General features: G+C 72.0%; 23 protein-coding genes and 1 riboswitch. Of the genes, 12 read left to right on the top strand and 11 right to left on the bottom strand.

Annotated elements, in window-relative coordinates; translation table 11 throughout:
• Positions 1-36: 36 nt before the first annotated feature.
• Positions 37-1068, bottom strand: coding sequence for a hypothetical protein (locus tag KVT45_RS26380; protein WP_217551554.1), 1032 nt, complete (start codon positions 1066-1068; stop codon positions 37-39).
• Positions 1069-1325: 257 nt separating this feature from the next.
• Here KVT45_RS26380 and KVT45_RS26375 point away from each other — a divergent pair, with 257 nt between their 5' ends.
• Positions 1326-1907: an XRE family transcriptional regulator gene (locus tag KVT45_RS26375; protein ID WP_217551552.1), complete on the top strand. Its 582-nt coding sequence runs from the start codon at positions 1326-1328 to the stop codon at positions 1905-1907.
• 34 nt (positions 1908-1941) lie between these two features.
• On the opposite strand, the gene KVT45_RS26370 is transcribed toward KVT45_RS26375, so the two are convergent.
• Both KVT45_RS26370 and KVT45_RS26365 read right to left on the bottom strand, forming a co-directional pair.
• On the bottom strand, positions 1942-2418 hold the full coding sequence (locus KVT45_RS26370; protein ID WP_217551550.1) for a nuclear transport factor 2 family protein: 477 nt from the start codon (positions 2416-2418) through the stop codon (positions 1942-1944).
• Between the two features lie 61 nt (positions 2419-2479).
• Positions 2480-3547, bottom strand: coding sequence for an MBL fold metallo-hydrolase (locus KVT45_RS26365; protein ID WP_217551549.1), 1068 nt, complete (start codon positions 3545-3547; stop codon positions 2480-2482).
• Positions 3548-3836: 289 nt separating this feature from the next.
• On the opposite strand from KVT45_RS26365, the gene KVT45_RS26360 reads away from it, so the two are divergent.
• The 4 genes from KVT45_RS26360 (at position 3837) to KVT45_RS26345 (ending at position 7026) form a co-directional block, all read left to right on the top strand.
• A complete protein-coding gene (locus KVT45_RS26360; protein ID WP_217551547.1) occupies positions 3837-4496 on the top strand; it encodes an MSMEG_1061 family FMN-dependent PPOX-type flavoprotein in 660 nt (219 codons plus the stop codon).
• 148 nt (positions 4497-4644) lie between these two features.
• Positions 4645-5187: a GNAT family N-acetyltransferase gene (locus KVT45_RS26355; RefSeq protein ID WP_217551545.1), complete on the top strand. Its 543-nt coding sequence runs from the start codon at positions 4645-4647 to the stop codon at positions 5185-5187.
• A 138-nt stretch (positions 5188-5325) separates the two neighbouring features.
• Positions 5326-6783, top strand: coding sequence for an aldehyde dehydrogenase (locus KVT45_RS26350; protein WP_217551543.1), 1458 nt, complete (start codon positions 5326-5328; stop codon positions 6781-6783).
• Positions 6784-6792: 9 nt separating this feature from the next.
• Positions 6793-7026: a ferredoxin gene (locus KVT45_RS26345; RefSeq protein ID WP_217551542.1), complete on the top strand. Its 234-nt coding sequence runs from the start codon at positions 6793-6795 to the stop codon at positions 7024-7026.
• 8 nt (positions 7027-7034) lie between these two features.
• Here the strand turns inward: KVT45_RS26345 and KVT45_RS26340 are convergent, their stop codons facing one another.
• Entirely contained in the window at positions 7035-7661 is a 627-nt protein-coding gene (locus KVT45_RS26340; RefSeq protein WP_217551540.1) for a 1,4-alpha-glucan branching protein, read from the bottom strand.
• A 123-nt stretch (positions 7662-7784) separates the two neighbouring features.
• Here KVT45_RS26340 and KVT45_RS26335 point away from each other — a divergent pair, with 123 nt between their 5' ends.
• The gene (locus tag KVT45_RS26335; RefSeq protein ID WP_217551538.1) at positions 7785-8648 is read left to right on the top strand and encodes a tetratricopeptide repeat protein; all 864 of its coding nucleotides are present in this window, start codon (positions 7785-7787) and stop codon (positions 8646-8648) included.
• 83 nt (positions 8649-8731) lie between these two features.
• Positions 8732-8913, top strand: a riboswitch (TPP riboswitch).
• A 33-nt stretch (positions 8914-8946) separates the two neighbouring features.
• On the opposite strand, the gene KVT45_RS26330 is transcribed toward KVT45_RS26335, so the two are convergent.
• Complete coding sequence (locus tag KVT45_RS26330; RefSeq protein WP_217551536.1) at positions 8947-9576, bottom strand: TetR family transcriptional regulator; 630 nt, start codon at positions 9574-9576, stop codon at positions 8947-8949.
• Positions 9577-9796: 220 nt separating this feature from the next.
• Here KVT45_RS26330 and KVT45_RS26325 point away from each other — a divergent pair, with 220 nt between their 5' ends.
• The 3 genes from KVT45_RS26325 to KVT45_RS26315 are packed head-to-tail and all read left to right on the top strand — an operon-like array spanning position 9797 to position 13052.
• Positions 9797-11233: a glycosyltransferase family 4 protein gene (locus KVT45_RS26325; RefSeq protein ID WP_217551534.1), complete on the top strand. Its 1437-nt coding sequence runs from the start codon at positions 9797-9799 to the stop codon at positions 11231-11233.
• Positions 11227-11985 (top strand): class I SAM-dependent methyltransferase, encoded by a 759-nt coding sequence (locus KVT45_RS26320; protein WP_217551533.1) that lies wholly within the window; start codon positions 11227-11229, stop codon positions 11983-11985. The genes KVT45_RS26325 and KVT45_RS26320 overlap by 7 nt, the downstream gene beginning before the upstream one ends.
• Positions 11982-13052 (top strand): prenyltransferase, encoded by a 1071-nt coding sequence (locus KVT45_RS26315; RefSeq protein ID WP_089101385.1) that lies wholly within the window; start codon positions 11982-11984, stop codon positions 13050-13052. The genes KVT45_RS26320 and KVT45_RS26315 overlap by 4 nt, the downstream gene beginning before the upstream one ends.
• A 99-nt stretch (positions 13053-13151) precedes the next feature.
• On the opposite strand, the gene KVT45_RS26310 is transcribed toward KVT45_RS26315, so the two are convergent.
• Complete coding sequence (locus KVT45_RS26310) at positions 13152-13442, bottom strand: hypothetical protein (RefSeq protein ID WP_217551531.1); 291 nt, start codon at positions 13440-13442, stop codon at positions 13152-13154.
• A gap of 136 nt (positions 13443-13578) precedes the next feature.
• On the opposite strand from KVT45_RS26310, the gene KVT45_RS26305 reads away from it, so the two are divergent.
• The gene (locus tag KVT45_RS26305; RefSeq protein WP_217551529.1) at positions 13579-14145 is read left to right on the top strand and encodes a hypothetical protein; all 567 of its coding nucleotides are present in this window, start codon (positions 13579-13581) and stop codon (positions 14143-14145) included.
• On the opposite strand, the gene KVT45_RS26300 is transcribed toward KVT45_RS26305, so the two are convergent.
• From KVT45_RS26300 to KVT45_RS26285, 4 genes are all read right to left on the bottom strand, one after another.
• Positions 14142-15152 (bottom strand): LLM class F420-dependent oxidoreductase, encoded by a 1011-nt coding sequence (locus tag KVT45_RS26300; RefSeq protein ID WP_217551527.1) that lies wholly within the window; start codon positions 15150-15152, stop codon positions 14142-14144. The two genes, KVT45_RS26305 and KVT45_RS26300, sit on opposite strands and share 4 nt — an antisense overlap.
• A gap of 96 nt (positions 15153-15248) precedes the next feature.
• The gene (locus KVT45_RS26295) at positions 15249-16076 is read right to left on the bottom strand and encodes a DUF5336 domain-containing protein (protein ID WP_217551525.1); all 828 of its coding nucleotides are present in this window, start codon (positions 16074-16076) and stop codon (positions 15249-15251) included.
• Positions 16077-16211: 135 nt separating this feature from the next.
• Positions 16212-17126, bottom strand: a complete 915-nt coding sequence (locus KVT45_RS26290) for an N-acetylmuramoyl-L-alanine amidase (protein ID WP_217551523.1) — start codon at positions 17124-17126, stop codon at positions 16212-16214.
• Positions 17127-17148: 22 nt separating this feature from the next.
• Complete coding sequence (locus KVT45_RS26285) at positions 17149-17802, bottom strand: class I SAM-dependent methyltransferase (RefSeq protein WP_217551521.1); 654 nt, start codon at positions 17800-17802, stop codon at positions 17149-17151.
• Positions 17803-18151: 349 nt separating this feature from the next.
• Here KVT45_RS26285 and KVT45_RS26280 point away from each other — a divergent pair, with 349 nt between their 5' ends.
• Entirely contained in the window at positions 18152-19204 is a 1053-nt protein-coding gene (locus KVT45_RS26280) for an aldo/keto reductase (RefSeq protein ID WP_217551519.1), read from the top strand.
• 419 nt (positions 19205-19623) lie between these two features.
• Here the strand turns inward: KVT45_RS26280 and KVT45_RS26275 are convergent, their stop codons facing one another.
• Positions 19624-21375 (bottom strand): MFS transporter, encoded by a 1752-nt coding sequence (locus KVT45_RS26275; RefSeq protein ID WP_217551517.1) that lies wholly within the window; start codon positions 21373-21375, stop codon positions 19624-19626.
• Positions 21376-21588: 213 nt separating this feature from the next.
• Between KVT45_RS26275 and KVT45_RS26270 the strand changes: the two genes are divergently transcribed.
• Entirely contained in the window at positions 21589-22788 is a 1200-nt protein-coding gene (locus tag KVT45_RS26270) for a lipid-transfer protein (protein WP_217551515.1), read from the top strand.
• Positions 22789-22825: the final 37 nt, after the last annotated feature.

The raw sequence follows: 22825 nt of genomic DNA, 5'->3' as shown, positions 1-22825 counted from the left end.
GACCGACGGCATGTCGCGGCACTTCCAGCGGAGCGCTCAGGCCGCGTTCGCGAGCGGGGCGATGCCTGCGGACAGGTGGCGGGCCATCCGGCGCAGCGCGTCGTCGCAGTGGGCCGGGGTCTCGCCGACCGCCACCCAGAGGGCCAGCCGGTCGGCGGCGGTGGCGTGCGGACCGGCGGTGACGTGGTCGCCGGTGTGCCGGGTGAGGAGCATGCGGTCGGCGCCGGGCTCGTGGGCGGCGTCGGGGGAGAGGTCCAGGTGGTCGAGGCGGCCGGTGGCGGCCGGGTAGGCGAACTGGATGGCGGCCGCCCGCTGCCGGGTGGGCGTCGTGTCGGGCACCTCGCCGGTGGCGAGGGCGGCCGCGGCCTGGGCGAGGTCGACGCCGGTGGCCCGCTTGACGAGGAGCGGGATCAGGTCGCCCGGGAGATGCGGGGCGACGTCGGTGACCCGGGGACCGCGGTCGGTGAGGGTGAGGCCGATGTGCAGGACGCCCCGGCCGACGCCGAGGGCGTGCACGGTGCGGTCGACGGCCAGCCGCAGGAAACGGTTGTGCAGCAGGCCGTCGTGGGCGTGCACGGTGTGCCGGAGCGGCTGCCGGGCGGGCGCCGGACCCAGGGTCGTACGGGTGATGGCGGCGATGCGGATCTCGCCGTCGAGGACGACCGTCTCGGCCGAGACACGGGGCGTGCCGGGGGCGTCGACGGGGACCGCGTGGCCGGCCAGCAGCGTGCGCAGCGCGGGCGGGTCGGCACACGCGGCGGCCGCGGCGAGGGAGGTGCCGGGCAGCCCCAACTGCCCGGCGATCGTGGCGGCGGTGACCGCGTACTCGCCCATGTGGGTCAGCACGCCGCGGACCCGGTGCCTGGCCGCGAACCGCAGCACCGCCGATGCCGTCGCGCCGCCCTTGCCGGGGTCCGCCGCGAGGTGACCGGCCAGGCACTGCTGTGCCCAGGCCGGCGGTGCGGCGTCCACCAGCAGCACCGGGCGGACCGCGGCGACACGCGTCAGCACGAACTCGTCGTACGCGCGCCGGCGGCCGGCACCGAGGAGCAGGACGGGCTGCGGCATCGGTTCGCCTCACCTTCTGGGGAGGAGGCGGGGCGGCTGGTCGCCCCGGATGCCGCTCCCCCATAGGCGGCACCCGGGGCGGGTCGGTTCGACCGTGGCCTGGTGAGGTGATCCTTTCCTGCCGGTCCGTCACATGTCAACGATTGCTGCCCCCTTGGGCAGTGGTCCTTGTCATGTCTGGTGGCCGGGACCGGTGATTGGATAGCCTCGCGTCTGCTCGGCCGACCGACCAACCACGCGTGTCCAGGGGGACCTTGGTGAGTGACGCCCATGCCCCGCTGACCGGCGTACTGGAACGGCTCGGGGAGCTGACCGGACGCCCCGGACGGCTGCCCGAGGTGCTGGACGTGGCCGACCTGTCGTACCGCACCGGGATCCCGGTCGGGGTGGTCGCCGAACTCCTCGCGGGCGGGGCCGCGCCCGAGGCGGGGCTCGCCGAACGGGTGCGGCAGCGGCTGGACTTCATCCGCGAGAACCGGCGCCGCCCCGACGGCAAGCGGTACTCGCTGGGCGAGCTCGCGGCGATCGCGGGCACCAGCAGGCAGTGGCTGAGCGAGTGGCGCAAGAGCGGGCTGCCGAGCCTCGAACACACCGACCGGCTGCGGCGGTTCTTCGGCCTGCCGGCCGGTTTCTTCACCGCAGACGAGCCGGAGGCGCTGTACGAGGCGCTCCAGCCGGTGCTCCAGGGTCTGGAGGCCCAGGCCGACCCGCTCTCCCGGCTCCGCGAGAGCGGCCTGGTCCGCCTGGCGGCCCGCGCCCCGCAGATGAACCCCCGCCAGCTGGCCACCCTCGCCGACCTGGCGGAGATGCTCATCACAGCCGAGCGCGCCGTCAACTGAGCCTCGGGCGAGCCGGGTTGCGCGCGGCACGGCTTCAGCCGCCCGCGGTGGGGGTCGGCCCGCCGAACGGCAGCACCAGGGACCTGGACGCCAGAAGCCACCGCCCGTCGACGCGCCGGAACCCGTCCTGGTAGTGACCGACCTGGACGGGCGGCCCGGCCGGGACCATTCCGCCGCCGGATCCCCCCTCGCGTCCCGCGTCGTGACCGTCGACCCGGTACGTCTGGAAGTACGACGTCGCGGTCGCCGTGTCCGGTCCCGTCACCGTGACGAGGATGTTGGACATCACACGCCGGGAGAGGCGGCCCGGCGGCCGGGAGCCGAAGTACGCGGCGAGTGCCGCCCGCCCCTCGGCCCGCCGCCCGTCCCCGGGCGGCGGCCACTCCCACCACCCGTCCTCGGTGAACAGGTCCGCGACGGAGGAGGGTTCGCCGAGGTCGAGACGGTGGACGAAGTCGATGACGAGGCGCTCGCAGGCGTGTTCGGCGAGGAGCCGCTCCAAGGGGTCCATGAGGCTGTCTAGCAGCCGGGGGCGGCGATCGCCGAACGATTTTCACCGCCACGTAAACGATTTACACCGCCACGTAGGTGACCGGCTCGCTCCCCGCCACCGCCTCCGCCCGCCCCAGCTTCACCAGGCGCCGCAGGTGGGCCTCGGCCTCCGAGACGGCGATGTTCCTCGATCCGTACGGAATCTGCTCCCAGGGCCGGTTCCACTCCATCCGTACGGCCAACTGCCAGGGAGTGAGCGGCTGTTGGAGAAGGGAGAGCAGGCCGGAGAGGCGTTCCTCGTGGTGGGCCAGCAGTTCCCGTACCCGTCCCGGTGCGTCGGTGAAGGCGTACTGGTGGGCCGGGAGGACCTCGGCGGGGGCGAGCCGGCCGACGCGTTCCAGGGAGTCGAGGTAGTCGCCGAGGGGGTCGGTGACGGTCGCGTCGTCGGGGTCCTCGTAGAGGCCGATGTGCGGGGTGATCTCGGGGAGCAGGTGGTCGCCGGAGAACAGGCGTCCGCGGCCCGGGAGCCGGGCGGGATGCTCCTCCTCCAGGTGCAGGCAGACGTGGCCGGGGGTGTGCCCCGGCGTCCAGAGGGCACGCAGCCGGCGGCCCGGGAGGTCGAGGAGTTCGCCGGGGAGGATCTCACGGTCGGGGAGGGCGGGGGCCAGGCCGGGCGGGGTGCTCCGGCGGGGTCCGCCGCGCAACGGCGCCACGTGCTCGTCCGGCGCCCCGGCGGCCGTCAGCTTCGCCGCCATGTACGTGAACCACCGCTCCGGCCGGGTCTCCCGGGCCCGCCGCACGATCGCCGCGTCGGCCGCGTGCATCGCGACCCAGGCCCCGGACGCCTCGCGCACCCGCCCCGACAGCCCGTGATGGTCGGGATGGTGATGTGTGATGACGACCCCGTGCACCTCGCCGACGCCCGTACCGCACGCCTCCAGCCCCGCCGCCAGCACGTCCCACGACCCGGGATCGTCCCACCCGGTGTCGACCAGCACCGGCCCGCGGTCGGTGTCCATCACGTACACCAGCGTGTAGCCGAGCGGATTGTCCGGAATGGGTACGGCGACGGACCGCACGCCCCCGCCGAGATCCCGCACCGCCACCCCCGGCCGTGCCCCCGCCGACTCGCCCAGACTGTCCGCCATCAGCCTTCCTCCGCCCCCGCCCGGTCCCGCCGGCCCCACGGCCATTGCTCACTATAACGAGAACTGATGACACGTCAGATAGGCGGTGGACAAGTTCCCTTGATGACGCCCTGACCTGCGTCCGGGCGTCATCCGATGCAGGGCGCGGCCCGCGCCCGGACCCGTCGGGGGAGACATCGGGCCCGCCGCCCGCGAGATCTTCGCGCGCCGGACAATCCGCGCGGGTGTCTCCATGTCCCCGCACTCACCGACCAGGATCGGTCGCAGGTCGGCGCCTTAAGGTCGGGGCATGACGCTATCCCTTGCCGGCAGTGCCTTCGACTCGCTCCGCCTCGACGCCGTGCCCGATCAGGAGGCGTTGCGCCGGGCCTACGAACTGCCCGGCGACGCGGCCGTGCGCAAGCAGATGACCGAACTCACCGAGCAGACGCGGCGGTTGATCGGCTGTTCATCGCTGGTCCTGGTCGCCAGTGCGGACGCCGAGGGCAACTGTGACGTCTCCCCGCGCGGCGGCCCCGCCGGGTTCGTCGCCGTCCTGGACGCGCGGACGGTGGCGATACCGGACGCGACCGGCAACAAGCGTCTGGACACCCTGCAGAACGTCGTCGCCACCGGGCGGGCCGGGCTGCTGTTCGTCATCCCGGGGCGCACCACGACGCTCAGGGTGAACGGCCGGGCCTGCGTCTCCACCCGCCCGGAGCTGCTGGCGCAGCTGACCGCCGTGGGCAAGCCGCCGGCCAGTGCGCTGGTGGTGGGGATCGAGGAGGTCTACCCGCACTGCCCCAAGTCGCTCCTGCGCAGCGGGGCCTGGAAGCCGGAGCAGTGGCTGCCGGCCGACGCCCAGCCGCCCTCGGCCGAGGTGACGCTGGCCCAGCTGCGGATGCCGGAACTGACGATCGCCGACATCGAGCAGACGGAGGCGGACTCGCTGAAGTACCGCTACGAGTAAGGGACCGACCGGCGACCGGTGATCGCCGAACCACCGGCACGCCCCAAGATCAATCGCGGGGCGGTCCGTCGGACACCGGCTCGGACGCCGGCCGGGGCGACCGCATATTGGTTTGCCGCGCGCCGGTACGGCCGGGTAGGAAGCTCGCATGCTTACAGGCAGCACGGTCGGGCTCAGGGCCCGGCACGAGGAGGACATCCCGGTCCTGCGGGCCGAGCTCTTCGACGACGTGGTCAACTCCTCGCGGGCCAACAGCAGTCCGTGGCGGCCGGTTTCGCCCGACTCGAAGGACTCGCCGTTCACGGTGGACGACAAGGACGAGGGGAACGTCAAGTTCTCCGTGGTGGAGCTGGCGGGCGGCACGCTGGTCGGCACCGCGTCGCTGTGGGGCATCGACACCCACAACCGCGGCGCGCACATCGGGCTGGGGCTGCTGCCGGCCTCCCGCGGCAAGGGCTACGGCACCGACGTGGTCGCGGTGCTGTGCCACTACGGGTTCGTCGTGCGCGGCCTGCGGCGGCTGCAGATCGAGACGCTGTCGGACAACACCGCGATGCTGCGCGCCGCCGAGCGCAACGGCTTCGTCCGCGAAGGCGTGCTCCGCTCCTCGGCCTGGGTGATGGGCGAGTTCCTGGACGAGGTGCTGCTCGGTCTCCTCGCCCGGGAGTGGCGGCCGGACTCGAGGTCCTAGGCCCCGGAGGGCATCGGAGGCGTCCCCTTCGGCAGTGGCAAAAGTGCTGGTGAGAGCCTATTCGTTCCCACCCCTGGCTTAGTTGAACTAGAACTGGTATCAGTTCTGAGACATCGTCAGGAAGGGTGGCGGGGCGCCATGACCGAGTTCCTGGAACACGGACAGCTGTTCATCGGCGGGGAGTTGACCGACCCCCTGGGCAAGGACGTCATCGAGGTGGTCTCTCCGCATACCGAGGAGGTCTTCGGGCGGGTGCCGCACGCCTCGCGGGAGGACGTGGACCGGGCGGTGGCGGTGGCGCGGCGGGCCTTCGACGAGGGGCCCTGGCCGCGGATGACGCTCGACGAGCGGGTCGAGGTCGTCACCCGTATCAAGGACGCGATCCTCGTACGGCACGAGGAGATCGCCCGGGTGATCTCCTCCGAGAACGGTTCGCCGTACTCCTGGAGCGTCCTCGCGCAGGCGCTCGGCGCGATGATGGTGTGGGACGCGGCGATCAGGGTCGCGCGTGACTTCACGTACGAGGAGACGCGCGACGGGGTGCTCGGGAAGATCCTGGTGCGGCGGGAGCCGGTCGGGGTGGTGGCGGCCGTGGTGCCGTGGAACGTGCCCCAGTTCGTGGCGGCCGCCAAGCTGGCCCCGGCGCTGCTCACCGGCTGCACGGTGGTGCTCAAGCCGTCCCCGGAGTCGCCGCTCGACGCGTACATCCTCGGCGAGATCACCAAGGAGGCCGGGCTGCCGGACGGAGTGCTCTCCATCCTTCCGGCGGACCGCGAGGTGAGTGAGTACCTCGTGTCCCACCCGGGCGTCGACAAGGTCTCCTTCACCGGATCGGTCGCGGCCGGCAAGCGCGTGATGGAGGTCGCCGCGAAGAACCTCACCCGGGTGACCCTGGAACTCGGCGGCAAGTCGGCGGCCGTCGTGCTGCCGGACGCGGACGTGGCCACCGCCGTCGCCGGCATCGTCCCGGCGGCCTGGATGAACAACGGCCAGGCGTGCGTCGCCCAGACCCGCATCCTCGTCCCGCGCTCGCGCTACGACGAGTTCGCCGACGCCTTCGCGGCCGCGGCGAGCGCCCTGAAGGTCGGCGACCCGCTGGACCCGGCCACCCAGGTGGGCCCGCTGGTCGCGCGCCGCCAGCAGCAGCGGAACCTGGACTACATCCGGATCGGCCAGGAGGAGGGGGCCAAGATCCTCACCGGCGGCGGACGGCCGCCGGGTCTGGAGAAGGGCTGGTACGTCGAGCCCACCCTCTTCGGCGACGTCGACAACTCCATGCGGATCGCGCGCGAGGAGATCTTCGGCCCGGTGATCTGCCTGCTCCCCTACGGCGACGAGTCCGAGGCCCTGAAGATAGCGAACGACTCGGACTACGGGCTGAGCGGAAGCGTCTGGACGGCGGACGTGGCGCACGGCATCGAGGTCGCGCGGCAGGTTCGTACCGGGACCTACTCCGTGAACACCTTCAGCCTCGACATGCTTGGCCCCTTCGGCGGCTACAAGAACTCAGGCCTGGGGCGGGAGTTCGGCCCGGAGGGGTACGGCGAGTTCCTGGAACACAAGATGATCCACCTGCCGGCCGGCTGGGAGGGGTGAGAGGCCGCCATGGGTGACCGCTGGCACGTCGAGGTCGACCGTTCGATCTGCATCGGCTCGGCCCAGTGCGTCCACCGGGCCACCGGCTCCTTCCGCCTCGACTCCGCCATGCAGTCCCACCCCGTGGACCCGGAGACGGACGCCAACGGGAAGGTCCTCGACGCGGCGGAGAGCTGCCCGGTGGAGGCGATCACGATCACCCTGCTGGGCAGCGGGGAGCCGGTGTTCCCGCCGGAGGACTAGCCGGAGGACTAAAGGGCTTGCAGGGTCGCGAACAGTGCCCGGGCACGGGTGCCGTCCGGCTGCTGCCAGGCGCCGGTGATCCGGCCGAGCGCGTCGTCCGGCGCCGTCGAACCGGCGGTCAGCACGCGCCGCAGCCGCAGGACCAGGCCGCTGTCCGGTACGGCGAACTCGGTGCTCTCGTCGGTGTCGACGGGGGTGCCGAGGCCGGGCACGGGGCCCTGGCCGGTGTAGGAACGCTCGACCTCACGGTCGGGGGTGTCGGTGATGCTCTGGGCCTGTGCCTCGGCGCGCCCCTCGAGCAGGGCGAGCAACTCGCCGGTCAGCACCGGGTCGTGGCAGCCGTCGTAGATCCAGCGGGTGCCGAGGACGCCGTGCTCCGCGGTGCCGACGAGCGCGTGTTCGGCGCCTTCGAGCGGGGCCCCGCGATAGGTGAGCGGTACGAGGTAGGCCCCTGAACCCTCCGCGGCGACCATGAACTCGATCCCGACCTCGCCCGCCGGGTCGTCCAGCCGGAACCCGCCGGCCTTCACCAACTCCGGTGCGGCGGGGCCGTGATACCAGGGGCGGGTGGGGAGCCAGCCGGCGAGGAGTTCGACCTTGGTGGGCTTGACGGTGGTGTGGTGGATGAGTGCCATGGGGGGATTCTGCGTTCGGGCGAGGGCGCCTCGCCAGGCGGTTTACGCCCCGGCGACCACGAAATCCTGCCGCCCTCCTGGGGTACGCTCCAGCGGTCCGGCGGACCGAACAGGGTGGGAAACGTGCACAAGTCCGAGGCCGAGGGCCTGATCAGCGAGGCTTACCAGGCGTGGGAGGCCGAGGAGTGGCTGACCGCCGCCGGGCTCTTCGAGCAGGTCCTCGCGCGGTTCCCGGACGAGGAGCGGAGCGCCGTGTGGTGGTACGACGCCGCGCTCGCCCACAAGTTCCTGCGCAACTGGGCGAAGGCCTACGCGCTGGGCCGCGAGGCCGCCGCCCGGGCGCCGCGCGGGGAGGGCGACCCGGCGTTCTGGAACCTCGGGATCGCGGCCACCATCCAGGGCGACTGGGCCACCGCCCGGGACGCGTGGGCCGGTTTCGGCATCGACCTTCCGGCGGGGGAGGGGGAGATCGACGGGCGGTTCGGGGCGGCCTGCGTACGGCTCGACACCGGCGGCGAACGCGAGGTCGTCTGGATCGACCGGCTGTGCCCCACCCGCGGCCGGGTGATGAACGTGCCGGTCTCGGCCGGGCGGCGGTTCGGTGAGGTCGTCGTGCACGACGGCGAACCGAAGGGGCACCGGGTGGTCGACGGCCGGGAGTTTCCCGTCTTCGACGAACTGCTCCTCTTCCGCGCCTCCGAGCTGCCCACCCTGGAGGTGACGGTCAGCGCCGGCGAGGCCGCCGACCTGGACGCGCTGGTCGCCCTCTTCGTCGAGCACGACTTCGGCGCCGAACCCGCGAGCAGCGTGGAGGTGCTCTGCTCCTGCTGCAGCGAGGGCACCCACGAACAGTGGCGCACAGTGCACGGCGGCGCCCAGCGGGTGTCCCTGGCGGCTCCGGAGGGGGAGGCCCGGCTGCTGCTGGAGCGGTGGGCGGGGGAGACCGTCATCGGGCGGAGCTGGAGCGGGCTGGAGCCGGTGGAGTAGGCGTGCTGTATCAGTAAAAGTCCAAAAAATCCACTTCTGGGGGTTCCCATATGCTCTGCGCGCTCTATCCTGGAATCAGCCTACGAGGCGAGTGAGGGAGTCCGAGCGGAGTAGCCGACTCTGGCGTGACGCAGATGCAGAAGCATCCGCCGGTGCCGACGTCGACGGTCGGGCTGAGAGGCCGGAAGGCAGCAGCAAGGCCGGACGGCGACCCCCATCACCTGATCCGGACCATGCCGGCGAAGGGAACCCGTCTCGTAGGTCTTTCTGTGCCCTGCTGCTTCGGTCTTCCTGTGCCCTACTGCTTCGCGTCCGGCTCCGTCAGGTCGATCAGGCGGCACACCGTCTCGATGTCGATCTTCACCTGTGCGATGGAGGCACGGCCCGAGAGCCAGGTGATCAGGGCCGAGTGCCAGGTGTGCTCGATCACCCGGACGGCGGACAGCTGGGCGGGGGTGGGGTCGGTCAGGCCCATCGCGTCCAGGATGATCGCCGTCGTCTGCCGGGAGACCTGGTCCACCTCGGGGGAGACGCTGCGGTCGGCGAAGGTGAGGGCCCGGACCATCGCGTCGGCCAGGTGCGGCTCCCGCTGAAGGGCGCGGAAGGCCCGCATCAGGGTCTCGGCGACCCGCTCGGACGCCGTCTCGCCCGCCGGCGGCTTCTTGCGCAGCGTGCCGTGCATGTGCTCCAGCTGGTCCTGCATGGTCGCGACCAGCAGATGCACCTTGGACGGGAAGTACCGGTACAGGGTCCCGAGGGCCACCTGGGAGGACTCCGCCACCTCGCGCATCTGCACCGCGTCGAAACCGCCCCGGCTGGCCAGCTGGGCGCTCGCGTGCAGGATCCGGCGGCGCCGGGCCTCCTGCCGCTCGGTGAGCGGCGGGGTGGCCGATCTGGCGCCGATGTCCACCTTGGCTTCCGCAGGCATGGGTCCCGTCCGTGACAGTCGGTGAGGGCAGTGCTCAGGGCGAGTGATCAGACAGCATGGCAGGGGTTCCCGCCGTGGCGCGAATCACCTGATCCACTGCTCACTCCACCCCTACCTGCCGGTAGATTCAGAGCCTCTTGAACGATCAAGTCTGAAACTTGTTCTAGATTAGCGTCCCGGCGTAACCTCACGGGAAAGTGCAGGGAGAAGGGGGCCCGGAGTGACCGCTGAGGCCAGGCGGGCGGGTGCTGACGAGGAACCCGCCGCCGACGGCGAGCGACCGCTCGACATCGCGCTCCTCACCTATAAAGGGAACCCGTTCTGCGGCGGCCAGGGTGTCTACGTACGCCATCTGTCGCGCGAGCTGGCCCGGCTCGGGCACCGGGTCGAGGTCATCGGCTCGCAGCCGTATCCCGTCCTCGACGAGGGATACCCCGGCCTCACCCTCACCGAGCTGCCCAGCCTCGACCTGTACCGCTCCCCGGACCCCTTCCGGACGCCCGGGCGCGACGAGTACCGGGACTGGGTCGACGCCCTCGAAGTGGCGACCATGTGGACCGGCGGCTTCCCCGAACCGCTGACCTTCTCCCTGCGCGCCCGCCGCCATCTGCGTGCCCGCGCCGGGGAGTTCGACGTCGTCCACGACAACCAGACCCTGGGATACGGCCTGTTGGGGGACATCGGCGCCCCCCTCGTCACCACCATCCACCATCCCATCACCGTCGACCGGCAGTTGGAGCTGGACGCCGCCGAGGGATGGAAACGGCGGTACTCCGTACGGCGCTGGTACGCCTTCACCCGGATGCAGAAGCGGGTCGCCCGCAGGCTGCCCTCCGTGCTCACCGTCTCCGGCACCTCCCGCCAGGAGATCGTCGACCACCTCGGCGTCCGCGAGGACCGCGTCCACGTCGTCCACATCGGCGCCGACACCGACCTCTTCGCGCCGAATCCCGCCGTCCCCCAGGTGCCCGGCCGGATCGTCACCACCTCCAGCGCGGACGTCCCGCTCAAGGGGCTGGTCTTCCTCGTCGAGGCCCTCGCCAAGGTACGGACCGAGCACCCGGCCGCCCACCTCGTCGTCGTCGGCAAGCGGCCCACCGAGGGGCCCGTCGCGCAGGCCGTGGAGCGGTACGGCCTCGACGGCGCCGTCGAGTTCGTGAAGGGCATCTCCGACGCCGAACTCGTCGACCTGGTCCGTTCGGCCGAGGTCGCCTGCGTGCCGTCGCTCTACGAGGGCTTCTCGCTGCCCGCCGCCGAGGCCATGGCGACCGGCACCCCGCTGGTCGCGACGACCGGCGGCGCGATCCCCGAGGTCGCCGGGCGCGACGGGGAGACCTGCCTGGCCGTACCGCCGGGCGACGCGGGCGCGCTGGCCACCGCGCTGAACCGGCTGCTGGGCGACGCGGAGCTACGGTTGCGGCTCGGCCACGCGGGCCGTGAGCGGGTGCTGCGGCACTACACCTGGGCGCGTGCCGCGCAGGGCACGGTGGCCCGCTACCGCGAGGCGATCGCCCGCTCCGCGGGCGGCCCGGGCGCCGCCGTGTCCGCCCGCTCCGCGGCCGCCGAGGCCGTCGCCCCCTCCGCTCCCCGCAGTCCCGGCCGCTCCGCGGCCTCAGCTGGTGTTCGTCACGAGAGTGAAAGCAGGGCCACGTGCTGACCGTCGACTTCTCCCGGTTCCCGCTCGCGCCGGGCGACCGCGTCCTGGACCTCGGCTGCGGGGCCGGCCGGCACGCCTTCGAGTGCTACCGGCGCGGCGCCCAGGTCGTGGCCCTCGACCAGAACGCCGAGGAGATCCGCGAGGTCGCCAAGTGGTTCGCGGCGATGAAGGAGGCCGGCGAGGCCCCGGCGGGCGCGACCGCGACCGCCATGGAGGGCGACGCCCTGGCCCTCCCGTTCCCGGACGAGTCCTTCGACGTCGTGATCATCTCCGAGGTGATGGAGCACATCCCCGACGACAAGGGCGTGCTCGCCGAGATGGTGCGGGTGCTGAGGCCGGGCGGCCGGATCGCCGTCACCGTGCCCCGCTACGGCCCCGAGAAGGTCTGCTGGGCGCTCTCCGACGCCTACCACGAGGTCGAGGGCGGCCACATCCGCATCTACAAGGCCGACGAGCTGGTCGGGAAGATCAAGGAAGCCGGTCTGCGGCCCTACGGCAGCCACCACGCACACGCGCTGCACTCGCCGTACTGGTGGCTGAAGTGCGCGTTCGGCGTCGACAACGACAAGGCGCTGCCGGTGCGGGCGTACCACAAGCTGCTGGTCTGGGACATCATGAAGAAGCCGCTGGCCACGCGCGTCGCCGAACAGGCGCTGAACCCGGTCCTGGGCAAGAGCTTCGTCGTCTACGCCACCAAGCCGCACCTGCCCGGCACCGCAGCCGTGTCGGACGCCGAGGTGGCCGCCAAGTGACCACCCCCCGGACAGAACACCTCGTCCTGCCCGGGGTCCTCACCGCCGAGCAGGCTGCCGCGACCGTCCGCGGCATCCTCGCCGTGCAGCGGGAGGACGGTGCGATCCCGTGGTTCCGGGGGCACCACCTCGACCCATGGGACCACACCGAGGCCGCGATGGCACTCGATGCCGCCGGGGAGCACGCGGCCGCCGAGCGGGCGTACGCCTGGCTCGCCGAGCACCAGAACGAGGACGGCTCCTGGTACGCGGCCTACGCCGACGGCGCACACGACGACGTCACCGACCGCGCCCGCGAGTCCAACTTCGTCGCGTACCTCGCCGTGGGCGTCTGGCACCACTACCTGTCCACCGGCGACGACACGTTCCTCGACCGGATGTGGCCCGCCGTCTACGCGGCCGTCGAGTGGGTGCTGCGGCTGCAGCAGCCGGGCGGCGAGATCGGCTGGCGCCGCGAGGACGACGGCACGCCCACCGACGACGCGCTGCTGACCGGGAGTTCGTCGATCCACCACGCGTTGCGCTGCGCGCTCGCCATCGCCGAGCAGCGGGAAGAGCCGCAGCCGGACTGGGAGTTGGCGGTGGGCGCGCTGCGGCACGCGATACGGCGGCATCCCGAGCGGTTCCTGGACAAGGACCGGTACTCGATGGACTGGTACTACCCGGTGCTGGGCGGGGCGTTGACCGGTGCGGAGGCGGGCGCGCGGATCGAGAAGGACTGGGAGCGGTTCGTCGTGCCCGGGTTCGGGGTGCGGTGCGTCGTACCCAATCCGTGGGTGACCGGCGGGGAGTCGGCCGAGCTGGCGCTGGCGCTGTGGGCGGTGGGGGAGTCCGACCGGGCGCTGGAGATCCTCCAGTCCATCCAGCATCTGCGGGACGCCGAGTCGGGGCTGTACTGGACCGGGTACGTCTTCGAGGACGACGCGATCTGGCCGCGGGAGCTGACGACGTGGACGGCGGGGTCGTTGTTGCTCGCGGTGGCCGCGCTCGGGGGGCATGACGCCACGTGCGCGGTGTTCGGGGGCGGGGAGCTTCCTTCTGGGCTTGAGGTGGATTGTTGCGCCTAGTGGGGCGGGGGTTCTGCGGTACGGCGGGTGCGGGTCCGTCGTGGTTGCTCGCGCAGTTCCCCGCGCCCCTGAGGGGGCGCTTGCCCTGACCGGGGTTTTCTAGTGGCGGTGCATGCGGTTGGCGATCGCGTGGCCGATGAAGAGGTAGACCACCGCTGCCAGGCCGTAGCCGGTCACCACTCTGGCCCATGCCTCGTGGAAGGTGAACAGGTCGTGTGACCAGCCTGCCAGCCAGGCGGCCGCGTCGTGGACGAACCGGACCAGGCTGTTGGCCCGGTTCGCGTCCAGCAGGTACATCAGGATCCAGAGGCCCAGGATGAGGGCCATGATGTCGGCGACGACCGCGACGACCGTGCCGGCCTGATTGGCACCGCGAGATTCAGAGGACATACGGTTCGGGTTGCCGCCGAAGGGTCCTTGAAACCTGAACGGGGTTCTCCCCGAGTGGCGAGGTGCCGCCATCTGGGTGAGGCTGCCGGAGGAAGCAACCGCTCGGGGAGGACATCGAGACTCACGGGAGGACCCCGTGCCCGTACCGATACGGCGCCTCGTCGTCACGCTCACCCTCTGCTGCGCCCTGGTCGCCGGTGTCACCGCCTGCGCCGGCAGCACCCGGAGCAAGTCGGTCGACACCGGTATGGTGGCGGCCCCGGTGGCCGACACGCCCAGTCCGAGCACGTCCGCGCAGAGACAGAAACTCGCCAAGACGCGGTTCGTCGCCAACGCGGGTCTCGCCGCCGGCGCGACCTACCAGTGGATCGTGAAGCCGTGGAAGGCCGGCAAGTTCAAGAAGGGCGCCCACGGCCGCACCTTCGCCCTGATCAAGGCCGCCGCCGCGGGCGGGTTCGCCTACAACCGGCTCAAGGCAGCCAAGCGGAACGCCGAGGGCGACCCGTTGCTGTCCAAGGCCATCGCACCGCTCTCCGCCGGGATCGACTCCCTGAAGGACCTGCCGTCCAAGCTCCGCAAGGGCGACGGGGACGCGGCGAGTTCGTTCAACGACATCATCAACCAGGTCAAGGACGCCGGGAAGAGCGCCGGCGCACCGGTACAGAACCGGGTGCCCTCGGCCGGTCAGCTCACCGGAGGCTAGGAGTTGAGCTCGGCCAGCACACGCAGGGTGTGGGGGTCCGGTGCCAGGGCCAGTAGGTCGGTCACCGGGCCCTTGCGCCACAACTCCAGCCGCTCGGCGATGCGTTCGCGTGGGCCGACCAGTGAGATCTCGTCGGCGAACGCGTCCGGCACCGCCAGCACCGCCTCCTGCCGCCGTCCCGACAGGAACAGCTCCTGGATCCGCCGGGCCTCCTCCTCGTACCCCATGCGGGCCATGAGGTCGGCATGGAAGTTGCGGGCCGCGTGGCCCATCCCGCCGATGTAGAAGCCGAGCATGGCCTTCACGGGCAGCAGCCCGGCCGCCACGTCGTCGCAGACCTTGACCTGGGCCATGGGGGCGACCAGGAAGCCCGCCGGGAGGTCGGCGACCGCCGGGCCGTACACCTCGGGCCGGCTCGGCGCCCAGTACAGCGGCAGCCAGCCGTCGGCGATCCGGACCGTCTGGGCGACGTTCTTCGGCCCCTCGGCGCCGAGCAGGACGGGCAGGCCGGGGCGGAGGGGGTGGGTGATCGGCTTCAGCGGCTTGCCGAGGCCGGTCGCGTCCGGCCCCCGGTACGGGAGCGGGTGAAAGCGCCCGTCCAGCGCCACCGGCCCCTCCCGGCGCAGCACTTGCCGTACGACGTCCACGTACTCCCTGGTCGCGGTCAGCGGCGACTTCGGGAACGGGCGGCCGTACCAGCCCTCGACGACCTGCGGCCCGGACAGCCCGAGCCCCAGCAGCATCCGGCCCCCGGACAGATGGTCCAGGGTCAGCGCGTGCATCGCGGTCGTGACCGGCGACCGGGCCGCCATCTGGGCAACGGCCGTACCCAGCTTGATCGTCGACGTCTGCGCGGCGATCCAGGTGAGCGGGGTGAAGGCGTCCGAGCCCCAGGACTCCGCCGTCCACACCGAGTCGTACCCGAGCCGCTCCGCCTCCCGCGCCAGCGGCAGATGGTCCGGGGAGGGCCCGCGCCCCCAGTAGCCGAGTGCCAACCCGAGCCGCATGGCCACCTCCTGACGATACGTCAGACAAATCGCCGGTCGACTGTACGACAACGGCCCCTCGCCCGGAAGGGCAAGGGGCCGTATGCGCAAGGCTGTTCAGCCGCGCTGGATCCCGGAGGTGTCCTGCAGCACGCCGCGGCGGCCGTCCTGGGTCTGGGCCACCAGGGCGGGGCCCCGCTGCTCGACCGCCAAGTACCAGGTGCCGGGCGCCAGTTCGGCGATCGGCGCGGTCGAACCGTCCTCCGCGAACAGCGGCCGCGCCACCGGAACGGCGAACCAGAACGGCGAGAAGTCCGCGGCCGGCGGTTGCTGCTGCGCGGCGGCCGGGGGCTGCTGCTGCCCGTACGGCTGGCCGGGCTGCGGCTGGGCGCCGTAGGGCTGTCCGGGCTGCGGGGCACCGGCACCCGGGTAGCCGTAGCCACCGGGGGGCTGGGCACCGTAGGGCTGCGGGGCCGGCGGCTTGGGGGCCGGGACGAGTCCGGCCTGGAGGGCGGGGACGAGCGGGGTCGCGACAGCCGCGCCGGCCATGACGAGGGTGGCGACCAGGGCCAGGATGAGGCCCATGCCCGCGCTGGGGCCGTTGGAGGAGCCGGAGAGATTGTCCGCGGCGCCGGCCGGGTCGATGACATTGCCGAGCGCGCTCCACGCGGCGAAGACCGTGAGCGCAACGCCGAACGGGCTCAGATCCAGACCGGCCACCTTCCTCGGCTGCGGCAGTACTCGCGAGACGACGACGAGTGCGGCGCCCGCGATGCCCGCGAAGATGATGCTGAAGAGGACCGGTCCGCTCGACCAGAGGCTCGGCAGGTCGATGCCGTCCGGCACCCCGTCGTACGAATAGTTGTCGAGGAACGACGCGATCAACAGCAATACCGCTGCTCCGATCACCACGCCGTCGCCTCTAGTGAGGGAGCGGATATTCACTTCAGGTCCTTCGTAGGTCGTCTCGTCGGCGGAGGAGGCGTCGCGGGGGTGTGCCCCTCATCGTAGGAATCGATCGTAGGACGGACACTATCGTCCGAACGATCAGGGTGTCCGCCCGGAGGGGCCCGCCGATACCTACCCGCGCAGGAAACTCACGATTCCCTCAGAGATTCCCTGCGCCGCCTTCTGCCGCCAGGCACCGCTGGTCAACAGTGCCGCGTCCTTGCTATCGCGCATGTTGCCGCACTCGATGAACACCTTGGGAACCGTTGACAGATTGAGACCGCCGAGATCCTTGCGTACGTCGAGACCGGTGCCGTTGCCCACGTAGTTGGACGGAGCGCTGCCCGTGACCTTCGCGAAGTCGCTCTCGACACGCTCGCCGAGGGTGCGGGAGGAGGCGACGATCGGGCGGGTGTCGGCGGCGCCGGAGTGCACGGAGGCCGGGAGGATGACGTGGAAGCCGCGGTCGCCCTCGGGAGCGCCGTCGGCGTGGATGGAGATGGCCGCGTCGGCGTGCGCGGCGTTGCCGATCTCCGCGCGCTTGGTCACACACGGCCCCCAGGCCGGCCGGTCCCCGTCGCGGGTCAGCTTCACAGTGGCGCCCTGCCGCTCCAGCAGGGTCCGCAGCCGGTGCGCGACGTCGAGGGTGAAACGGGCCTCGCTGTACCCGGCGTTGGTGGACGTGCCCGTCGTGTCGCACTCCTTCCAGTTCGTCCCGATGTTCACCTTCTGGTTGATCTCGGACGTGTGCTGGAAGTTCCCCGGGTTGTGCCCCGGGTCGATGACGACGACCTTGCCCTGCAGCGGGCGGGCCGCGCTCGGGCTCGCACTCGGCACCTTGGCGTCGTCGGACGCCGCCCCGGCCGCCGACTTGGGCGCCGCCGCGCCCGCCTGCCCGGCACCGCTCCCGCCGGGCCTGCCGACCCCCTCGTACAGCACCCAGCCGAGCAGGGCACCGGGCACCAGCGCGGCAAGGCCGACGGCGAGCGGAGCCCGCCGGAACCGGCGCTGCTGCGGGGGATCGAATTCCGGGCCTGAGTACGACACGTCTGCGACTCTAACCGCGCCTTCAGATCCCCGCCCCCGTTCGCCGCAGGACGCGCAGCGAGTCGTGGGCGGAGACCTCCGTGAAGGCGCCCGACTCCAGGGCGCGGAGGTAGACGCGGTAAGGGGCCTGGCCGGTGAACTCGTCCTTCGGGTCCGGGAAGACGTCGTGGATCAGGAGGAGCCCGCCTTGGGCCACATGGGGGGCCCAGCCCTCGTAGTCGGCGGTGGCGTGCTCGTCGGTGTGGCCGCCGTCGATGAAGACGAAGCCGAGCGGGGAGTTCCAGAACGCGGCGATCTGCGGGGAACGGCCGACGACGGCGACGACGTGGTCCTCCAGGCCCGCCCGGTACAGGGTGCGCCGGAAGGCGGGGAGCGTGTCCATCAGCCCGATCTCCGGGTCGACCGTCTCCGGGTCGTGGTAGTCCCAGCCCGGCTGCTGCTCCTCGCTGCCCCGGTGGTGGTCGACGGTGAGCGCGGTGACCCCGGCCGCGCGGGCCGCGTCGGCGAGCAGGATCGTCGAGCGCCCGCAGTACGTCCCGACCTCCAGCAACGGGAGGCCGAGCCGCCCCGCCTCGACGGCGGCCGCGTACAACGCGAGCCCCTCGCCGACGGGCATGAACCCCTTCGCCGCCTCGAACGCGGCCAGGATCTCGGGCTTGGGTGCCGCCGCGGTCATGGGCGTCCTCTCACTCGTACGACTGTCCGAACCCATGCTGCCGCACACGCTCCGTCGGCCGGTCGACAGGGGTGCGGCGACACCGGCGGCACGCTCTTGACGTGGTGGTCGCCTCGCGCGAAGTGACGGCCTCGCGGCACGCGGGGGACGCACCGGCGGCCCGGTGGGTATCAGCCAAAGCGTTCGGATCGGCCACCGGCACACCCCCCGTGCCCGAGTGCCGTCCGAGCGCGCCACGGCCTCCAAGTCGGCTGCGTGTCACCGAAGTTGGCCGGGGGCTGGTTCTCAAGTGCACTCCAAGATCTACACTGACGCCGCCAACCCACCTCACCTGTGACGGAGCACCGGCATGCGCTATCGCGTCCTCGGCAAGACCGGCATCGAGGTCAGCACCCACTGTCTGGGCACGATGATGTTCGGGGGCCTGGGCAACCCCGACCACGAGGACGGCGCCCGCATCATCAACGCCGCACTCGACGCCGGCATCAACTTCGTGGACACCGCCGACATGTACTCGGCCGGTGAGTGCGAGGAGATCGTCGGCAAGGCGCTCAAGGGCAGGCGCGACGACGTGGTGCTCGCCACGAAGGTGCACTTTCCGCTGGGGGAGGGCCGCAACCGCAGCGGCAACTCGCGCCGCTGGATCCTCAAGGCCGTCGAGGACAGCCTGCGGCGGCTGGACACCGACTGGATCGACCTCTACCAGGTGCACCGCCCCGACCACACCACCGACATCGAGGAGACGCTGTCCGTCCTCGGCGACCTGGTGACGGCGGGCAAGATCCGGGCGTTCGGCTGCTCCACGTTCCCCGCCGAGGACCTCGTCGAGGCGCACCACGTGGCGGAGCGGCGCGGGCTGATGCGGATGCGCACGGAGCAGCCGCCGTACTCGGTTCTCGCCCGCGGCATCGAACGGGCCGTGCTGCCCACCGCGGAGCGCCTGGGCATGGGCGTGCTGACCTGGTCGCCGCTCGCCTCCGGATTCCTGTCCGGTGCCCACCGCGAGGGCCGGCCGGTCGACCTCACCACCGGTCGGGCCAAGCGCTTCCCGCAGCGCTTCGACCCCGCCGCCCCCGGCAACGCCGCGAAGTACGCGGCCGTCGAGCAACTCGTCGCGCTCACCGAGGAGGCGGGCTGCACCCTGCCGGAGCTGGCCGTCGCCTTTCCGCTGGTACACCCGGCGGTGACGTCGGTGATCATCGGCCCGCGCACGATGGACCAGCTCACCGCGCTGCTCAAGGGGGCGGAGCTGGTCCTCGACGACGAAGTGCTCGACCGCATCGACGAGATCGTGGCCCCCGGCACCGACCTCTACCGGGCCGACGGCGTCTGGCAGCCACCGTCCCTGACCGACCCGGCCCGCCGCCGGCGCCCGTCCGGGGAGCGCGCGGCCGCGGCCTGACCCCGGCGTACGGCGTACGGCGTACGGCGATTCGTCCGAGCCGGTCACCGCTCGTCCCGGTCCCCTGACTGGCCTCCCGGTCCCCTGACCGGCCGTCTCCCGGCCAGGCGCCTCGTGCGTCCGGCCGCCCGCGACCGTGCTCGCCCGGCAATCGTGCCCGCCTGCGGGCGAGCCGGCTCACCGGCCGCCGAGCGGTTTCCGGGCCGCTGCCGAGTCGCTGCCGGGCCACCGCTTTGCGGTCCGACGGCGGCCCCGCGGCGGTCTGCTCGTCCGGCGGCCCGCACACCCGGTACGTCCGCGGGACGGACTCCCGCGGCCCGGTCGGCGCCGCGCGGCCACGGCCGTCACGCCGGGGCGGTCACGGCGCCGCCGGTGTGCGGGCGGCCTCGACGTACGCGCGGCCGCCCACCCACCGGGTGTTACGCGTTGACCGTCTCCACGGGCAGCGCCAGGTCCAGGTCGACCGCGCGGTCGTCCCCGGCATGCGTCGCCGACGAGGCGAGCGGACCGTGGCCCGCCGCCTTCGCGGCCAGCACGTACGCCCCCTCGGCGGGCACCGCGAGCGCGTACGTACCGTCCTCGGCGGACAGCGTCGCCCCCGCCTGCCGCCCCCGCCGGTCGATCAGGGTCACCTTGGCACGGGCCACCGGCCCGCCCGCGGCGTCCAGGACGCGGCCGCGGAAGCCTCGCAGCACCTCCTCGGCGCCGGCGAGCGCGGCCTCCTCCTCGCTGCTCGCCCGCAGCTGCGTGTGCTGGGCGACCTCGGCCGGCCGGCTCCGCTTCGGCAGCAGCAGGGCGAGCACCAGACCCACCGCGACCGCTCCCGTGGCGATCAGGAACGAGACCCGGAAGCCGTGCATGGTCGGGACGGCGACACCGCCGACGTGGTTCGCCGTGTTGGCCAGCACCATCCCGATGACGGCGCTGGACACGGACGTACCGATCGACCGCATCAGAGTGTTGAGGCCGTTCGCCGCGCCCGTCTCGGACGCCGGGACCGCGCCGACGATCAGGGCCGGGAGGGAGGAGTAGGCGAGGCCGATGCCGGCGCCGAGGACCACCGCGATGACCAGGCTCTGCCAGGGCGCGCTCATCAGGCCGAGACCGGCGCCGTAGCCGATGGCGATGATCAGCATGCCGAGGATCAGGGTGGTCTTGGGGCCGTACTTGGCGGACAGGCGGGCGTAGACGGGGGCCGTGAACATCATCGTCAGGCCCAGCGGGGCGACCAGCAGACCGGCGGTGACCATCGACTGGCCGAGGCCGTAGCCGGTGGCCTTCGGGAGCTGGAGCAGCTGCGGCAGGACCAGCGAGACGACGTAGAAGCTGACGCCGACCATGATCGAGGCGAGGTTGGTGAAGAGCACGGCCGGGCGGGCGGTGGTGCGCAGGTCGACCAGCGGGGCCGAGTGGCGCAGCTCGAACACGCCCCACAGCAGCAGGACGGCCACCGAGGCGGCGAACAGGCCCAGCGTGGTGCCGGACGACCAGCCCCAGTCGCTGCCCTTGGTGATGGGCAGCAGAAGCAGCACCAGACCGGCCGACAGGCCGATCGCGCCGGGCACGTCGAAGGAGCCCTCCGCGCGCATCGGGGACTCCGGTACGACCAGGAGGGTCAGGGCTATGGAGAGCACGCCGAGGCCGGCCGCGCCGTAGAACAGGGCGTGCCAGTCCATGTGCTGCGCGACCAGGGCCGCGGCGGGCAGCGCGAGGCCGCCGCCGACGCCGATCGAGGAGCTCATCAGGGCCATCGCCGAGCCGAGCTTCTCGCGCGGCAGCATGTCGCGCATCAGGCCGATGCCCAGCGGGATCGCGCCCATGGCGAAGCCCTGGAGAGTGCGGCCCGCGATCATCGTGAGCAGGTCACTGGTGAGCGCGCTGACCAGCGCGCCGACCACCATCACGGCGAGGCTCAGGACCAGCATCCGCCGCTTGCCGTAGAGGTCGCCGAGGCGGCCCATGATCGGGGTTGCCACGGCGCCCGACAGCAGCGTCGAGGTCAGGACCCAGGTGGCGTTGCTGGGCTCGGTACCCAGCAGCTGCGGGAGGTCCTTGATGACCGGAACGAGCAGGGTCTGCATCACCGCGACCACGATGCCCGCGAAGGCGAGGACCGGGACCACGGCCCCGCTCGCGCCCCGGGCGGGCTGGTCGGTCGTCGTGTGCGTCATTGAGTGGGGCCTCCGGGCCGAGAGAGTGACGGGAAGAGCGGAAGGAGATCAGGACTCGTGCATGCGCATCGAATAAGTGGTGGGTAAACCTCGTATGCACAGGCAACTATTCCGTTGCTTCGAGCTGCTAACGAATCCTTGACCGTCCCATGGGTTTCTGATCCGCCGTCAAGGTCTGGCCTGTTTGTGGAACGTGTTCTAATCTCCCGCGTCATGGCTGCTGTGAAGGCGTATGTCGCCGGGGTCGGAATGACCAAGTTCGAGAAGCCCGAGAGTCGCGACTGGCAGTACTGGGACATGGTCCGGGAGGCCGGCGGCTCCGCGCTCGCCGACGCCGGGATCACGTACGGCGAGGTAGAACAGGTTCCTGTCGGCTACTGTTTCCAGCCCTCCACCGCCGGCCAGCGCGCCGCCTATGAACTGGGTCTCACCGGCGTCCCCGTCTACAACGTCAACAACAACTGCGCCACCGGCGCGACCGCCCTGATGCTGGCCCGCCAGCTGGTCGAGGGCGGGGCGGCCGACTGCGTCCTGGCCCTCGGCTTCGAGAAGATGAAGAGGGGAGCGCTCGGGGGCGGAGCCGACGGCGGCGACTTCTCCACTTCGCCGGTCGCCCGGCACTACGGCGTCATGGCCGCCCGGCACGGCTTCGAGATGACCCCGCCCACCGCGCAGATCTTCGGCGACGCGGCCCGCGAGCACATGGAGCGGTACGGCACGACGGAGGCGCAGCTCGCCGTCGTGGCCGCCAAGAACCACCGGCACTCGGCCCTCAACCCCTATGCGCAGTTCCAGGACGTGTACGAGGTCGACGACATCCTCGCCGCGCGCACCGTCCACCGCCCGCTCACCAAACTCCAGTGCTCACCCACCTCCGACGGAGCGGCGGCGGCCGTGGTCGTCTCCGAACGGTTCGCCGAACGGCGCGGGCTCACCGGCCTTGTCGAGATCGTCGCGCAGGCGATGGCGACCGACACCGAGGAGTCCTTCGCGTCCGGCTCGTGCATCGACGTCGTCGGACAGCCGATGTCCCGGGCGGCCGCCCGGCAGGTGTACGACCGCTCCGGCCTCGGCATCGAGGACGTCGACGTCGTGGAACTGCACGACTGCTTCTCGGTCAACGAGCTGCTGACGTACGAGGCGCTCGGCATGTGCGCCGTCGGCGAGTCGGGCAAGCTCGTGGAGTCCGGTGCGACCACGTACGGCGGGCGCTGGGTGGTGAACCCGTCCGGCGGGCTCATCTCCAAGGGGCATCCGCTGGGCGCGACCGGGCTCGCGCAGACCGCCGAACTGGTCTGGCAGCTGCGCGGCGCGGCCGGCGACCGGCAGGTGCCCGGGGCCCGGGTGGGGCTCGCGCACAACATCGGACTGGGTGGGGCGGCGGTGGTGACGCTCTTCCGGCGGGCGGGGTAGGCCGTACGACCGGGGACCGAGGGCCGGGGACCGAGGG

Source organism: Streptomyces sp. GbtcB6, assembly GCF_019091475.1.
GTDB classification, from domain to species: Bacteria; Actinomycetota; Actinomycetes; order Streptomycetales; family Streptomycetaceae; genus Streptomyces; species Streptomyces hyaluromycini.
Note: the sequence above shows the minus strand (reverse complement) of the source record. Positions and strands in the feature narration are given on the sequence as shown.